The following is a 14916-nucleotide window of genomic DNA, read 5'->3' on the forward strand; positions in this document are numbered from 1 at the left end:
GTTATGGGCTGAAGCTGCGGCCGGTAGACTTGTATAGGCCGTTCTCCGGCCTCTCTGCCCGGTTCCTGCCAGACTTCATTCGGTTGGCTGTGGCGTTCCCTGTTGTGAAAGGCCTTACCTGCTGTGATTACTGTCCAGGATCTTGAACTGCGCGCCGGCGCCCGGCTCCTTATGGACCAGGTGAGCTTCCGCATCGACAAGGGAGACAAGATCGGCCTGGTCGGTCGGAACGGTGCAGGCAAGACTACCCTGACACGTGTCCTGGCCGGCGAGGGACTGCCGGCCGCGGGCAAGGTGACCCGCACCGGCGAGATCGGTTACCTGCCCCAGGACCCGCGCACCCCGGACATGGAGCAGCTCGCGCGCGACCGGATCCTGTCCGTCCGTGGCCTGGACATCGCCGTCGGCAAGCTCCGCGTGGCCCACGAGGAGATGGCCAGCGAGGACGCCAACATCCAGCGCAAGGCAATGAACCGCTACGACCGGCTGGAATCGGAATTCCTGGCCGCAGGCGGCTACGCTGCAGAGGCCGAGGCCGCTGCGATCTGCTCCAACCTCGCACTGCCGGACCGGCTGCTGAACCAGCCGCTCAAGACACTCTCCGGTGGCCAGCGCCGCCGTGTGGAGTTGGCGCGCATCCTGTACTCGGATGCCGAGACCATGCTCCTCGATGAGCCCACCAACCACCTCGACGCCGATTCCATCGCCTGGCTGCGTGACTTCCTGAAAAACCACCAGGGCGGCCTGATCGTGATCAGCCACGACACGGAACTGCTCGAGGCCACGGTTAACAAAGTCTTCCTGCTGGACGCCAACCGCGCCCAGATCGACTTCTACAACATGGACTGGAAGCGCTACCTCACCCAGCGCGAGACGGACGAACGCGCCCGCAAACGCGAACGCGCCAACGCCGAAAAGAAGGCCCAGGTCCTGTTCGACCAGGCCAACAAGATGCGCGCCAAGGCTACCAAGGCCGTTGCCGCACAGAACATGGCCAAGCGCGCCGAACGCCTGCTCAGCGGGCTGGAGGCCGTCCGCGAAAACGACCGCGTGGCAGCCCTCCGGTTCCCCGACCCGTCGCCCTGCGGCAGGACCCCGCTCACCGCCGAAGGCCTCAGCAAGTCCTACGGCTCGCTGGAGATCTTCACCGACGTGGACCTGGCCATCGACCGCGGCTCCAAGGTGGTCATCCTGGGGCTCAACGGCGCCGGCAAGACCACGCTCCTGCGGATGCTCGCCGGCGTGGACAAGCCGGATACCGGAGACGTCATTGCCGGGCACGGCCTGAAGGTTGGCTACTACGCCCAGGAACACGAAACGCTCGACGTCGACCGCACCGTCCTCGAGAACATGCGCTCCTCCGCGCCGGACATGAAGGACGCCGAAGTCCGCGGCATCCTCGGCTCGTTCCTCTTCTCGGGCGACGACGTCGACAAGCCCGCCGGTGTGCTCTCCGGCGGTGAAAAGACCCGCCTTGCCCTGGCCACCATCGTCGCCTCCAGCGCCAACGTCCTTCTCCTCGACGAGCCCACCAACAACCTGGACCCCGCCAGCCGCGCCGAAATCCTCGGTGCCCTGCGGAACTACTCTGGCGCTGTCGTCCTGGTCAGCCACGACGAAGGGGCAGTCGAAGCACTGAATCCTGAGCGGGTTGTGCTGCTGCCCGACGGCATCGAAGACCACTGGAACGAAGACTACCTGGACCTTATTACGCTGGCTTAGTCGCTCCGGGTCCGCGCGCTGTGGTTGCGTACGCTCCGCAGCGCGCGTGATTTCCCGCTTGCTGGCTCGTTCCGTGGTTGCGTACGCTCCGCAGCGCGCGTGATTTCCCGCTTGCTGGCTCGTTCCGTGGTTGCGTACGCTCCGCAGCGCGCGTGATTTCCCGCTTGCTGGCTCGTTCCGTGGTTGCATACGCTCCGCAGCGCGCGTGATTTCCCGCGTGCTGGCTCGTTCCTCGCCTTTGACGCACGCTACATAAATCACCCGCACTGCTGCGCTCGTGCGTTGGTCACCGGCCAGCTCGGTTCCGTCGCCAGCAGACCGTCAGCTCCCTTGCGTTCGTAATCCTTTGCGCGCAACCGGGAGCTGCTCGGGGGTCATCCCTGTTCCTAACCCTCCGCGAGCGAAAGCCGAGCTGCCCGTGGTGGCCGGGCCCGCCGTCGTCTCCTCACGGACCGCACCCAGGCACCAGCGGAGCAGCGTGGGTGATTTATGTAGCGTGCGTCAAAGGCGAGGAACGAGCCAGCACGCGGGAAATCACCCACGTCGCGGAGCGAAGGCCACCGACCGACAATGGGACGCAACCGAGGTGTGCACCCACCGGACTCAGTCAGTAGCCCTGGGCGTCGAGGAGGGCGTCTTCTTCTTCTTCGGCGGTCGGATGCTTGCGTTTACGCGGGGCCGGCGTTCGACGGCGGGCGGCCGCAGCCGCTGAGTGAACCGGGCTGCCCGAATCGCTGCCTCCTTCGCCCTCTGCTGCGTCCTCGGCGTCGATCGCGGCATTCCGGGCCTGCTGGCGGGCGGCGTAGCCGAAGCCCACGAACATGAGCACGCCGAAGGCAAACCACTGCAAGGAGTACGACAGGTGCGTGCCTTCCTCCGTGGCTGGCATGGGGAACGGGAAGGGCTTCTCGGCTGCGCCAGGAGTTTCTGACGCGAGCTGGCCGTATGCTCCCGTCAGCACGGGGTAGCCGAGCTCCTCTGCGTAGACGGGCAGGTCGATGGATGCCAGCTGGCCGTCAGGGGCGCCGCGCTGCAGCGTCGGTTCGCCGGCCTTCAGTCGGACGACGGCGGTGACGTCACCTACGGGCGGGGCCGGGATCGAGTCGGGGCGCCCCGGATTGTTGTTGCCGATGGGCAACCATCCGCGGTCGATCACCACCGTCTCGCCGGACTCCAGCTTGAATGGCACCACCACTTCGTAGCCGGGCTGCCCGTTCAACGGCCTGTTGCGGACAATCCGCTGGCCGGCGGCGTCGTAGGAGCCCTTGAGTTCAACCTGGGTCCATTCCTTTTCAGGCTCAAGGTTGTTGAACTCATCCTTGACCAAAGCGAACGGGACCGGGGTGGCCGAGTAGTTGGTGACGACCCGGTTGATTTCCGCGAGCGTTTCGGCGCGGCGGTCCATCTGCCAGCGGCCCAGGAAAACACATGCCGTGGCAAAGATTGCGGCCAGCAGCAGATATCCCAGCCATTTGCTGGAAAAGAGGAAGCGGTACATTCAGCCTTCCTGTCCCTGCTGTGCGGAACCGGTCCCTGAAACTGTTTCCAGCGGCACCGTTTCCTTCCAGAGCCCGCGGGTCTGGAGGTAGTCCTCCAGCCAGTCGCGGTGGTCGCCGCAGGCCAGCCAGATCTTGCGCCGGTCGGGCGTGTGGATTTTCGGGTTGTTCCAGAGGAGCTGCCATGAAGCCTCAGAGCGGCAGGCTTTCCGGGAGCACATGGCAGCTGCGGCCGGCGGGGGACCGGGGGTCCCTGCGGCCAGGTCAAAAATGTTCATGAAGCGCGCCGTTCCTCGCCGTGGTCTGGTTCGTCGTCGTCATCTATGAGCTCACCCTGCAGGACGTCATTGTCCGGTCCGGCTTCAGCCGGTGACCAGCTGGGTCCCTCGAGTTCGGCCAGCGGCGCAGAGTCAAGCAGGGAATCGCTGTGGATCTCCGCTTTGTCGCTTCCGTTCGCGATGACCACCGCGATCCAGGGGAGGAAGACGGCACCCGCAACCATCACAAGCTTCAGCCACCCGTCCACCACAAAAATGAGGATGAGGCAGACCATGCGGATTCCCATGGCCAGCGCGTACTTGATCATCCGCTGGCGCATGTCCTCGGAATGGGCGGATGCAGCGTCCGTGATGCTGTGGACCCCGGAATCGCCGGAGAACCGCTCAGGGTCTCCGGACACGGGCTGTCCGGCATGGTTTTCAAGGGTCACGGCTGATTGATCACGCTCCAAAGGCTTGCCTCAATTCTCTCACCATCGGCAGTGGCGCCCAAACGCGGGCTAAGATCGGAGGCAGCAAAATCACACCCCTTCCTACCGCGGCCCAGCGTGCCGCAGAATCCCGGAGCGTTTTATGTCTGAAGCAGCTACTGCGGCCCGCAGCGTCCTCATCACCGGTGGAAACCGGGGCATTGGCCTGGCCATCGCCGAGGCGTTCCTGGCCAACGGCGACAAGGTGGCAGTGACCTACCGGAGCCAGTCGGAGCTGCCTGCCGGGATCCTGGGTGTCAAGGCCGACGTGACGGATGAAGCCTCAGTGGATGCGGCATTCGCAGAGGTGGAAGCTGCGCACGGCCCGGTGGAGGTCCTGGTGGCCAACGCCGGCATCACCAAGGACACGCTGCTGATGCGGATGAGCGAAGACGATTTCACCTCCGTGATCGACACCAACCTCACCGGCGCCTTCCGGGTCATCAAGCGCGCCTCGAAGGGCATGATCCGGATGCGCAAGGGCCGCGTGGTGCTGATCTCCTCCGTTTCCGGCCTCTACGGCGCGCCGGGCCAGATCAACTACTCCGCTTCCAAGGCCGGCCTGGTGGGCATCGCCCGTTCGCTGACCCGGGAACTGGGGTCACGCGGAATCACGGCCAACGTTGTGGCACCGGGGTTCATCAACACGGATATGACGGCCGAACTGCCCGAAGCCACCCAGAAGGACTATCTCTCCAGCATTCCTGCCGGCCGTTTCGCCGAGGCGTCGGAAGTGGCGAACGTGGTCCGCTGGATTTCCAGCGACGAGGCAGCCTACATTTCCGGTGCAGTCATCCCTGTTGACGGAGGACTCGGGATGGGCCACTAACGGGGAAACCCTTCCTCAGGCAGCGGCGCCGAACGCTTCAATCAGCCACGCGGTTACCTCTTCGTCGACGTCGACAGCGGCGTTGACTTCAAGGTGGTGCATCCACACGCCGGGGGACGGGTGGACCACCTCCTTGAACCGCGATGACTCCACCCGACGGGGCAGGGCAATGGAGAGAACAGCAGGCACCTCGGTCTTGAGGTGCTGCCGGGGATTCCAGACATAGGCGAACCCGCGCCGGTTCCTAAAGGCCACCTGGCTGGCGGTGGTGCGCATTGTGGCCGGAACCGCGCCGAGAATGGCGTCACGGACAAAGTGGCAGAGACGCAGCCCTTCCGGTGATTTGGCGAAGACGCCTTCCGGCGTCGACGGTGTGCCTGCGGCGCCCGTCATGGCCAGTCCCTTTCCGGTTTCCGGCGGTTTCTTCATGGGGGGAGCTTACGCCGGGGCGGCATGGCTGCAGCAGGCACCCGCCACTAGCCGGGGCAGGCTTCTTTGTGGGGGTCAAACAAGCAAATACGGGGCCTGCGCTGGCATGATGGACTGCAGACCTCTAGCGATTTAGACGTTTCGAACAAAGGAGCCCATATGGGACTGCTGGACAACAAGACCGCCATCGTAACCGGATCCTCACGCGGAATCGGCGCCGAAGTGGCAAAGATCCTGGCCGGCGAGGGCGCCGCCGTCGTGGTTAACTACCGCCAGAAGGCGCCCCGCGCCAACAAGGTGGTCGCAGGAATCGAAGCCGCTGGCGGCCGTGCAACGGCCGTCGGTGCGGACCTGACCACGCTGGAAGGCGTACAGGCCCTCGCCAGTGCAGCCATGGAAAACTTTGGTTCGCTGGACGTCCTGGTGCTCAACGCTTCCGGTGGCATGGAGTCCGGCATGGAGGACGACTACGCCCTGAAGCTGAACCGGGACGCGCAGGTCAACATGCTCAACGCCGCAGTGCCGCTGATGAAGGAGGGCTCCCGCGTGGTCTTCGTGACCAGCCACCAGGCCCACTTCATCAACACGGTCCCCACCATGCCGACGTACGAGCCGGTGGCCCGCAGCAAGCGTGCCGGTGAGGACGCGCTCCGTGCCCTGATCCCGAACCTTGCCGAGAAGGGCATCTCGCTGGTGGTCGTTTCGGGCGACATGATCGAAGGCACCGTTACGGCCACTCTGCTTGACCGTTCCACTCCCGGTGCCATCGAGGCCCGCCGTGCAGAGGCCGGCAAGCTCTACTCAGTGGAGGAGTTCGCCGAAGTGGTGGCCGGCATGGCTACCGCCGACGTCGAATCCGGCCACACGGAGTACGCCGGCGGTGCCGATTACTTCGGCAAGGGCGCCAACTAGCATTTCCGGGCTCCCCTGCGGCTTGTCTCCGCGGCAACCCCACCACACCAAAGGCTCCGGGCAGCACTCCTGCCCGGAGCTTTTGTCTGTCACTGTGCCCACCCTGCCTGTCGGCGGCATCGCCTCTGTCGGGGGCGTTGCCGGGAGTCGTTGTCCGGGAGTGCAAGGCCGCCTAGGGTTTTATGCATGGCACAGCAACCAGAGGTGACACACCGTACCTATCCGGCCGGTGTTCCCTGCTGGGTGGACACCCAGCAGCCCGACGTGGAGGCCGCCATGCACTTCTACAGCGGAGTCTTCGGGTGGGAGTTCGAGGACACTGCCCCGGCCGGCGGTGGCAGGTACGTCGTAGCCACGCTCAACGGCCAGGAGGCCGCCGCGATCACGGGCCCCGGCTCCGCTATGGCCGCGTGGAACACCTACGTCTCCGTCGACGACGCGGATGCTGCCGTTCGCCACCTGCTCGCCGTCGGCGCAACACTGAAATCGGCTCCTGCCGATACGGGCTGGGGCGGCGTGCAGGCGGTGCTGGCAGATTCCGAAGGAGTCGAGTTCCGTATCTGGCAGGCCCGGCGGCGACCCGGCGCCCAAGCGGTCAACGGCCCCGGTGGTTGGAACTTCAGTGACCTCTACACCACAGACACCGAGGCAGCAGCCGCCTTCTACATGAATGCCTTCGGCTGGCAGTTCGACAACATCGGCTTCGGCACGATGATCCGCCGCCCCGGATACGGGGACCACCTCGAAGCCACCGTCGACCCCAACATCAGGATCCGCCAGTCCGGTGACCTCGTGCCCCGCGGGTTCGAGGACGCCGTCGCCTGGCTTGCCTCCGCGGCGCCCGGTGAGCAGCCGCAGTGGCACGTGACGTTTACTGTCGCGGACCGCGACCGGACGGCCAGGGATGCACAGCGCCTCGGCGCCGTGATCCTCGGGCAGGACGATACCGCCTGGACGCGCACCGTCCTGATCAGGGATCCCGGCGGTGCTGAATTCACCGCAAGCCAGTTCACGCCGCCGTCGGGCTAAGTGGTCCAGGCTGATCCCACCCGGCCCGCGGAGGGAGCCGGAGGCTCAGACGCCGGCGATGTGACGCACGGCATCCAGGTAGGGCATATTGACGGCGGAGTCGGCCACAGCACGGACGGCAGGCTTTGCGTTGAACGCCACTCCGATCCCGGCGGCTCCCAGCATGTCCAGATCGTTGGCCCCGTCGCCCACGGCAATGGTGTGTTCCATTGCGATTCCTTCGGCGGCCGACCACTCGCGCAGGTATTTCTCCTTCGCAGCACGGTCAATCACGGCACCGAGAACCTTGCCGGTCAGGGCGCCGTCCACGATTTCGAGCTCGTTGGCGATCCAGTAGTCCAGGCCGAGGTCCTCAGCGATCGGACGCAGGATCTGGTTGAAACCGCCGGAGACCACCGCCACTACGTGTCCGGCAGCCTTGAACGCGGCCACCAGCTCGGCGGCACCTTCACTCAGTTTCACTTCTGCGCGGACGGATTCGACGACGGCGGCCGGCAGTCCCGCGAGCACGGCCACGCGTGCGTGCAGGCTCTGCGCGAAGTCCAGTTCGCCGCGCATGGCGGCTTCGGTGACAGCGGCAACTTCCTCGCGTTTGCCGGCATAGGCGGCCAGGAGTTCAATGACTTCCTGCTGGATCAGCGTCGAGTCGACGTCCATGATCAGGAATTTCCGCTGGGCTGCGCGGAGTCCGGAGGGAACGATGGCAGTGTCCAGGCCGTCCTGCGCCGCCTCGGCTACTGCGTGGCGGAGGGCGGCGATGCCCGAGTCCGTACCGTCAGCGACGGCCAGTTCGGCCGTGTGGACCTCAAACCGACTGTCCCCACCCCGCGTTTCGGACTGGAAAGTCGCGCCGCTGCCGGCCAGGACGGTGCGCAGCTGGTCAAGCTCGGAGGCAGTCAGTTTCGGGCCATAGCTGACCGCAGTCACGTTCGGAGTCATGGCTGCAATCTTAGCCAGCGCGGGGGTACGGCCCGAATTCATTGCGGAGGTTCAACGCCACCGGCCGTGACGCATGTCGCATGGCCTGTATCAGTTATCAGTCGGTCCCCGTTTTGTCCTAGTGTCTACTCCTATGAGTGATGTTCTGGAATTGGCTTCCGTCAGCGTTGTCCGAGGCAAGAAGACCCTGCTGGACAAGGTTGACTGGCAGGTCAACGAAGGCGAACGCTGGGTCATCCTTGGCCCCAACGGTGCAGGCAAAACGACGCTTCTCCAGATCGCCGCAGCCCGCCTGCACCCGAGCAGCGGCAAGGCCGGGATCCTCGACGAAACCCTGGGCCGCGTTGACGTTTTCGAGCTCCGTCCCCGCATCGGCCTTTCCTCCGCCGCCCTCGCCGCGCAGATCCCGGAACACGAGATCGTCCTGAACGTGGTGGTCACCGCCGCCTATGGCGTGACCGGCCGTTGGCGCGAGGGTTACGAGCGCGACGACGAGCGCCGCGCCTTCCGTCTGCTTAACGCGTGGGGGATGGGGCCGCTCCTTAACAGGACCTTCGCCACACTTTCGGAAGGTGAGCGCAAGCGCGTCCAGATCGCCCGCGCCCTCATGACGGATCCGGAGCTGCTCCTGCTGGATGAGCCCGCTGCCGGACTGGACCTGGGCGGCCGCGAGGAACTCGTGCACAAGCTCAGTGAACTTGCGCGGGACGAAGCGGCCCCGGCCATGGTCCTGGTCACCCACCACCTTGAAGAAGTCCCGCCCGGCTTCACGCACGCCATGCTGCTGCGTGACGGCGGGGTCGTCGCTGCAGGCCCGATCGGAGATGTCCTCACCGACGAGCACCTCACCACAACCTTTGGCCTGGCCCTGGACGTGACGGAGAACGCCGGCCGCTACACCGCCACAGCCCGCCGCTAGGCCAGGGCGCCGCCCACCGTGGATCTTCTTAGCAGTACTTTTGTGTTCATTGCCGGCCTGTGGGCCGGCACCATCAACGCCGTCGTCGGCTCCGGCACCCTCGTCACCTTTCCCGTCCTGATCGCACTCGGGGTGACCCCGGTGGTGGCATCCATGAGCAACGCCATGGGCCTGGTGGCCGGCACAGCCGCCGGCGCGTGGGGCTACCGCCGTGAGCTCAAGGGGAGGGGACTTCAGCTCCTCAAGCTCCTGCCGGCGTCGCTCCTTGGAGGCATCACAGGAGCCTGGCTCCTCCTCCACCTCCCGGAGAAGGTATTCCACTACGTGGCGCCGGTCCTCCTGGTGCTCGCCTTGCTGATGGTGGTCTTCCAGCCACGCCTTCAGGCATGGGTGCGCAACCGCGAGGAGAACCCGGAACACGCCGTGCGGGACAAACGGCACGGCGTCCTGCTGGTGGTGCTCGTCTATCTCGCGGGGGTCTACGGCGGCTACTTCGTGGCCGCCCAGGGCATCCTGCTCGTAGGCATCCTGGGCGTTTTCCTGACCGGCACCATCCAGAACGCCAACGCCATGAAGAACATCCTGGTGCTCGGCGTGAACCTGGTGGCTGCCGTCTCCTACCTGGTCTTCGCCTTTGACCGCATCAACTGGCTGGTGGTGCTCCTGATCGCTGTCAGCTCCACCATCGGCGGACTCCTTGGCTCCAAAGTGGGCCGAAGGCTCTCACCCACCGTCCTCCGTGGTGTGATCTTTGCCCTCGGGCTGGTTGCCCTGGGCTTTATGATTGCCAATCTGCTGAAATAATCAGCCAGTGCCAATCCACTACCTCGAGTCGGCCCGGGATCCCCGGGTATCCGACTACACCCAACTCACAGACGTCCACCTGCGCAAGCTCCGCGAACCCGCGGAAGGCATGTACATCGCTGAATCCTCGCGCGTACTGCGCCGTGCCCTGGCCGCCGGCCACCAGCCCCGTTCGTTCTTCCTGGCCGAGAAATGGCTGGCGGACCTGCAGGATGTCCTGGACGCCCACCCGGACGTCCCGGCATTCATTGGCCATGCCTCGTTGCTGGAGGAGATCACCGGCTTCCACCTGCACCGCGGGGCGATGGCTGCCATGCAGCGGCCCGCGCCCGTTCCCCTTGACGAACTGCTCGCCGGCGCCCGGCGCGTTGCGGTCCTGGAGGACATTGTGGACCACACCAATGTAGGGGCGATTTTCAGGTCCGCGGCCGCCCTGGACATCGATGCCGTCCTGGTGTCGCCGCGGTGCGGCGACCCGCTTTACCGGCGAAGCGTCCGCGTCAGCATGGGCACTGTTTTCCAGGTTCCGTGGGCCCGGCTTGAGTCCTGGCCGCAGGACCTTTCGCTGCTCAGGCGGCATGGCTTCACGGTGGCGGCCCTGGAGCTGACCGAGGACGCGGTGGACGTCGATCAACTCGCTGCCCGGAATCCGGACCGGCTGGCTTTGGTGCTGGGCACGGAAGGGGCAGGTATGAGCGCAGAGACACTCGCCGCCGTCGACCTTGCCGTGAAAATCCCCATGCGGGCGGGCGTGGACTCACTGAATGTGGCCGCGGCGTCGGCAGTGGCGTTCTGGGAGCTCAGGCCCCGGGCCTAAGGCCCGGCAAGCGGTTCGCGGGGACCGCGCCGATCCGCTATTATTGGTAGCTGGCCGCAATGCTGTACTGCTTTTCGCTGGTGCAGGGCGCGGCCATCCCATTCATACCTGGCAACTGGCCAAATCCAGTTGTGCGAACAAAGGTCCCATTATGAAGTCTGATATCCACCCGAAGTACGAAGCTGTTGTTTTCAACGACCTGGCTTCCGGCGTCAAGTTCCTGACCAAGTCCACCGTGTCTTCCAAGAAGACCATCGAGTGGGAAGACGGAAACACCTACCCGGTCATCGACGTCGAAATCTCCTCCGAGTCCCACCCGTTCTACACGGGCAAGCAGCGCATCATGGACTCTGCAGGCCGCGTCGAGCGCTTCAACGCTCGCTTCAAGGGCTTCGGCGGCAAGAAGTAATTCACTTCGCCCCAACGTTCTTTGGAAAAGCCCGCACCGGCAACGGTGCGGGCTTTTTTTGCGTTTCGGGCACCCCGGGTGGGGCAGGATGGAAGGCATGACTGACACAGCGCTCCCTGCCGAAGACCGCCCCCGCTTCCATGGTGAGTACAAGGTCCCCAACGGGAAGCTCGTGGTGGTGGACCTCGACGTGGCGGACGGTCTCCTCACCGGCGTGTCAGTCAGCGGGGACTTCTTCCTGGAACCCGACGAAACGCTGCTGGACATCAACCGTGCCATCACCGGACTTCCGGAAACCACGACGGCGGCTGAGCTCTCCGCTGCCGTGACCGCCTCCCTGCCGCCCGGCGCAGTCCTGTTCGGCTTTTCGGCCGACGCCGTGGCGGTCACCGTACGCCGTGCCCTTGCCAAAGCGACCTCCTGGTCGGATCATCACTGGAACGTCATTGCGCCCACAGTGCTGCCCACCCACGTCAACGTCGCCCTGGACGAGGTGCTGACCGAGGAAGTCGGCGCCGGCCGGCGCAATCCCACCCTGCGGTTCTGGGATTGGGAAGAGCCGTCCGTGGTGATCGGCAGCTTCCAGTCCGTCCGCAACGAACTGGATCCCGACGGCGTGGCCCGGCACGGAATCAGCGTGGTCCGCCGCATCAGCGGCGGGGGAGCGATGTTCATGGAAGCCGGCAACTGCATCACTTACTCCCTGTACTTGCCGCAGACGCTCGTGGACGGGATCAGCTTTGCGGACTCATATGCGTTCCTGGACGCCTGGGTGATGGCCGCGCTGGAAAAGATCGGGGTCACGGCGTTCTACGTGCCCCTGAACGACATCGCCACGGACCAGGGCAAGATCGGCGGCGCCGCGCAGAAACGACTGGCCAACGGCGGGATGCTGCACCACGTCACCATGAGCTACGACATCGACGCCGACAAGATGGTGGACGTGCTGCGCATCGGCAAGGAAAAGCTCTCGGACAAGGGAACGCGCAGCGCCAAGAAGCGTGTTGACCCGCTCCGGCGGCAGACGGGCCTGGCACGCACGGAAATCATCGCAGCAATGATCGAAGTCTTCACTGAACGCTATGCCGCCACCCCGTCGGCACTCACGGACGCCGAACTCAGCGCCGCCCGGGAACGGGTGGCGTCAAAGTTCGGCACCGAGGAGTGGCTGAACCGCGTCCCCTAAGGCGTTTTTACGTCCGTGACTGGGCGGTGAGCGCCCGGAGCAGGTGGCTGCGCTGCTCCACGATGATCCTGCGCAGGGCGCGGGGCGCGTCCGCATTGGCTTCCAGCCAGGCATCCGTCCGGAGCACCACAGGGTGCTGCTCCGGAACGGTCCCGGCCGGGAGGTCCTGCGCCAGCGGGTACAGCCCGCGGACAATCCGGGTGGCGATTTCGATGCTCCGGTTCTCCCAGACGCCGCGGAGGCTTGCGAAGTATGGTTCCACGTACTGCTCCAGGAGCGGAGCGGGCGCCGTGGTGAAGCCTGCGATGGTGGCGCTCAGCAGCTGGTTTGAGAGTCCGGTCCCCTCCACGGCGGCCTTCCAGGCAGCCGCTTTGACCTCAGGATCCGGACGCGCGGCGAGGGCCGTCGCGTGGCCCGCCCGGCCTGACGCCGTGGTGTCCCTGGCCAGCTCGGCGTCCAGCTCATCGACGGCTGCCTGGCCGTTGGCTGCCAGGGCGTGCCAGATGTTCCAGCGCAGCTCGGCGTCCACGGCGAGGCCATGCACCTCGACAGTGCCGTCCAGCAGCCCGCGGACCCGGGGGAGAACCGTTAAATCGTGGCGGCTGACGGCGGCCACGGTGCGTGCCCATGCAAGCTGCTGGTCGGAACCCGGGGCGGCCAGCCCCAGCTGGCTGTCCGCAGCCGCCAGGAAGTCCCGGCGCACGGCGTCGCGCACGGCTGCAGGGGTATAGCGTTCGACGGCGGCCTGGGCGTTGTCGAGGATGTTCAACAGCACGCCTATCCCGGTTTCGGACGGCCCGAACGCCTTCACGGCGTCCACGTAGCGGGCGGCCGGGCTTTCCCCGTCGCGTGCAGAGTTCCAGAGCGCGGTCCAGCAGAGGGCCCGGGCCATGGGGTCGGAGATCCGGTCCAGGGAGGCCAGCACCGTGGCTTCCGAAACAGGGTCCAGACGGACCTTGGCATAGGTAAGATCGTCGTCGTTCACCAGCAGCAGCGCCGGCCGCTGCTGGCCGGTGAGTTCCGGGACCTCCGTCCGCGCCCCGGCGACGTCCGTTTCGACACTCCCGGTGCGGACCAGTGCGCCGGCAGCGTCGAAGTTGTAGGAGCCCACCCGCAGGCGGTGCGGCCGCAGTACCTCGCGTCCGGTGACGGGGTCCAGTGCGTCCTGGACGATGGTCACGGCGCCCAGTCCGCCGTCGTGCGTCCCGGTTTCAACGGACAGGGTGGAGATGCCGGAGGTCTGCAGCCAGTGCGCGGCCCAGCCGGCCAGGTCCCGGCCGGAGGCAGCACTGAGGGCCTTCAGGAGGTCGGCGAGCGTGGTGTTTCCGTAGGCGTGGTCGCGGAAATACTGCCTCGAGCCGGCGGTGAAGGCGTCGAACCCCACGTACGCCACCAGCTGCTTGAGCACGGACGCGCCCTTGGCGTAGGTGATGCCGTCGAAGTTCTGCTTCGCGGCCTCGAGGTCGGGAATGTCGGCGACGACAGGGTGCGTGGTGGGAAGCTGGTCCTGGACGTATGCCCATGCCTTGCGTTTGTTCGCGAAATTCACCCAGGCCGTATCCCAGTGGGTGGCCTGGTCCACGCCGAGGGTTCCCATGTAGTCCGCGAACGACTCCTTGAGCCAGAGGTCGTCCCACCACTGCATGGTGACGAGGTCGCCGAACCACATGTGCGCCATTTCGTGCATCAGCGTGTTCGCACGTCCCTGGTACTGCGCGTCGGTGGCGCGGGACGTAAACACGTAGCTTTCGGTGAAGGTGACCAGGCCCGGGTTCTCCATCGCGCCCAGGTTGTATTCCGGGACAAAGGCCTGGTCGTATTTCCCCCACGGGTAGGGGTAGTCGAACAGCCGGTTGAAGAAGTCCAGGCCACTCTTGGTGAGGCGGAACAGTTCAGCGGCATCGAAGGATTCCGCCATCGAAGCCCGGCAGTACAGTGCCAGCGGCACCTCCAAGGACGTGCCGTCGTCGAGGGTGGCGCTCCAGTGGTCCTGTGCCTTGAAGTAGGGCCCGGCGAGCACCGTGGTGATGTACGTGGACATGGGGCGGGTCGGCGCGAAGTCCCAGCGGCTGGTGTCCGGATCACTGGTCAGCCGGGTCCGGGCGGCCTCAATCCCGTTGGAAGCCACTTCCCACCCCGACGGCGCCATAACGTGGAACGTGAATTCAGCCTTGAGGTCCGGCTGTTCAAAGTTGGCAAACACACGCCGGGCATCGGCGGGCTCGTACTGCGTGTAGAGGTAGCACTGGCCGTCGGCCGGATCCACAAACCGGTGCATGCCTTCGCCGGAACGGCTGTAGAGGGCGATGCCGGTAACCGTCACCTGGTTTTCTGCCTGCAGGTTGTCCAGCCGGATCCGGGAACCCTCCACCACGTCGGCCACGGGCAGGCCTTTTCCGTTGAGGAAGACGCTGTGGACTTCGGCGGCAATGAAATCCAGGAACGTTGACTGGCCCGGCTCCGCGGCTGAGAAGTTGATAACACTGCGGCTCGTGTAGCCTGCCACGTCCGGATCCGCTGCCTCCCGCACGTCCAGGGAGACGTCGTAGCTGTGGGTGGTGATCAGGGCTGAACGTTGCGCGGCTTCTTTGCGCTGCAGATTCTCATGTGACACTCCGCTATCTAATCACGGGAATTGCCTGCCGTTCACCGCAGGAAAGCCGCCCTGCCGGCGGCC

Annotated in this window: 15 protein-coding genes; 9 read left to right on the forward strand and 6 right to left on the reverse strand. The window is 65.5% G+C overall.

Going from position 1 to position 14916, the window contains the following annotated elements:
• Positions 1 to 123: 123 nt before the first annotated feature.
• Positions 124 to 1722 carry an ABC-F family ATP-binding cassette domain-containing protein gene (locus EYS21_RS09440; protein ID WP_131132958.1) on the forward strand — a complete coding sequence of 533 codons (1599 nt, stop codon included), beginning with the start codon at positions 124 to 126 and terminating at the stop codon, positions 1720 to 1722.
• Between the two features lie 607 nt (positions 1723 to 2329).
• On the opposite strand, the gene EYS21_RS09445 is transcribed toward EYS21_RS09440, so the two are convergent.
• From EYS21_RS09445 to EYS21_RS09455, 3 genes are read right to left on the reverse strand one after another with little or no spacing between them, the layout of a single operon-like run.
• Positions 2330 to 3220: an SURF1 family protein gene (locus EYS21_RS09445; protein ID WP_131132959.1), complete on the reverse strand. Its 891-nt coding sequence runs from the start codon at positions 3218 to 3220 to the stop codon at positions 2330 to 2332.
• Positions 3221 to 3496, reverse strand: a complete 276-nt coding sequence (locus EYS21_RS09450) for a hypothetical protein (protein WP_131132960.1) — start codon at positions 3494 to 3496, stop codon at positions 3221 to 3223.
• Positions 3493 to 3927 (reverse strand): DUF3099 domain-containing protein, encoded by a 435-nt coding sequence (locus tag EYS21_RS09455; protein ID WP_207307731.1) that lies wholly within the window; start codon positions 3925 to 3927, stop codon positions 3493 to 3495. Before EYS21_RS09455 ends, EYS21_RS09450 begins: the two co-directional genes overlap by 4 nt.
• Positions 3928 to 4069: 142 nt before the next feature.
• On the opposite strand from EYS21_RS09455, the gene EYS21_RS09460 reads away from it, so the two are divergent.
• Positions 4070 to 4795, forward strand: a complete 726-nt coding sequence (locus EYS21_RS09460) for a beta-ketoacyl-ACP reductase (RefSeq protein ID WP_131132962.1) — start codon at positions 4070 to 4072, stop codon at positions 4793 to 4795.
• Positions 4796 to 4810: 15 nt separating this feature from the next.
• Here EYS21_RS09460 and EYS21_RS23710 read toward each other — a convergent pair whose 3' ends face one another.
• On the reverse strand, positions 4811 to 5224 hold the full coding sequence (locus EYS21_RS23710; protein ID WP_242633362.1) for a DUF5655 domain-containing protein: 414 nt from the start codon (positions 5222 to 5224) through the stop codon (positions 4811 to 4813).
• A 159-nt stretch (positions 5225 to 5383) separates the two neighbouring features.
• On the opposite strand from EYS21_RS23710, the gene EYS21_RS09470 reads away from it, so the two are divergent.
• Entirely contained in the window at positions 5384 to 6136 is a 753-nt protein-coding gene (locus EYS21_RS09470) for an SDR family oxidoreductase (protein WP_131132963.1), read from the forward strand.
• Positions 6137 to 6322: 186 nt separating this feature from the next.
• Positions 6323 to 7165, forward strand: coding sequence for a VOC family protein (locus EYS21_RS09475; RefSeq protein WP_242633363.1), 843 nt, complete (start codon positions 6323 to 6325; stop codon positions 7163 to 7165).
• Between the two features lie 45 nt (positions 7166 to 7210).
• On the opposite strand, the gene serB is transcribed toward EYS21_RS09475, so the two are convergent.
• Positions 7211 to 8104 (reverse strand): phosphoserine phosphatase SerB, encoded by an 894-nt coding sequence (serB, locus tag EYS21_RS09480; RefSeq protein WP_131132964.1) that lies wholly within the window; start codon positions 8102 to 8104, stop codon positions 7211 to 7213.
• Between the two features lie 133 nt (positions 8105 to 8237).
• Here serB and EYS21_RS09485 point away from each other — a divergent pair, with 133 nt between their 5' ends.
• The 5 genes from EYS21_RS09485 (at position 8238) to EYS21_RS09505 (ending at position 12239) form a co-directional block, all read left to right on the forward strand.
• Positions 8238 to 9023 carry an ABC transporter ATP-binding protein gene (locus tag EYS21_RS09485; RefSeq protein ID WP_131132965.1) on the forward strand — a complete coding sequence of 262 codons (786 nt, stop codon included), beginning with the start codon at positions 8238 to 8240 and terminating at the stop codon, positions 9021 to 9023.
• A gap of 18 nt (positions 9024 to 9041) precedes the next feature.
• Positions 9042 to 9827, forward strand: coding sequence for a sulfite exporter TauE/SafE family protein (locus tag EYS21_RS09490; RefSeq protein WP_131132966.1), 786 nt, complete (start codon positions 9042 to 9044; stop codon positions 9825 to 9827).
• Between the two features lie 7 nt (positions 9828 to 9834).
• A complete protein-coding gene (locus EYS21_RS09495; protein WP_131132967.1) occupies positions 9835 to 10644 on the forward strand; it encodes an RNA methyltransferase in 810 nt (269 codons plus the stop codon).
• Between the two features lie 151 nt (positions 10645 to 10795).
• The gene (locus tag EYS21_RS09500; protein WP_028267311.1) at positions 10796 to 11053 is read left to right on the forward strand and encodes a type B 50S ribosomal protein L31; all 258 of its coding nucleotides are present in this window, start codon (positions 10796 to 10798) and stop codon (positions 11051 to 11053) included.
• 97 nt (positions 11054 to 11150) lie between these two features.
• Positions 11151 to 12239, forward strand: a complete 1089-nt coding sequence (locus EYS21_RS09505) for a biotin/lipoate A/B protein ligase family protein (RefSeq protein WP_131132968.1) — start codon at positions 11151 to 11153, stop codon at positions 12237 to 12239.
• 7 nt (positions 12240 to 12246) lie between these two features.
• Here EYS21_RS09505 and pepN read toward each other — a convergent pair whose 3' ends face one another.
• Positions 12247 to 14853: an aminopeptidase N gene (gene pepN, locus EYS21_RS09510; RefSeq protein ID WP_131132969.1), complete on the reverse strand. Its 2607-nt coding sequence runs from the start codon at positions 14851 to 14853 to the stop codon at positions 12247 to 12249.
• Positions 14854 to 14916: the final 63 nt, after the last annotated feature.

Origin of the sequence: Arthrobacter sp. S39 (assembly GCF_004320525.1) — a bacterium.
Lineage (GTDB): Bacteria > Actinomycetota > Actinomycetes > Actinomycetales > Micrococcaceae > Arthrobacter.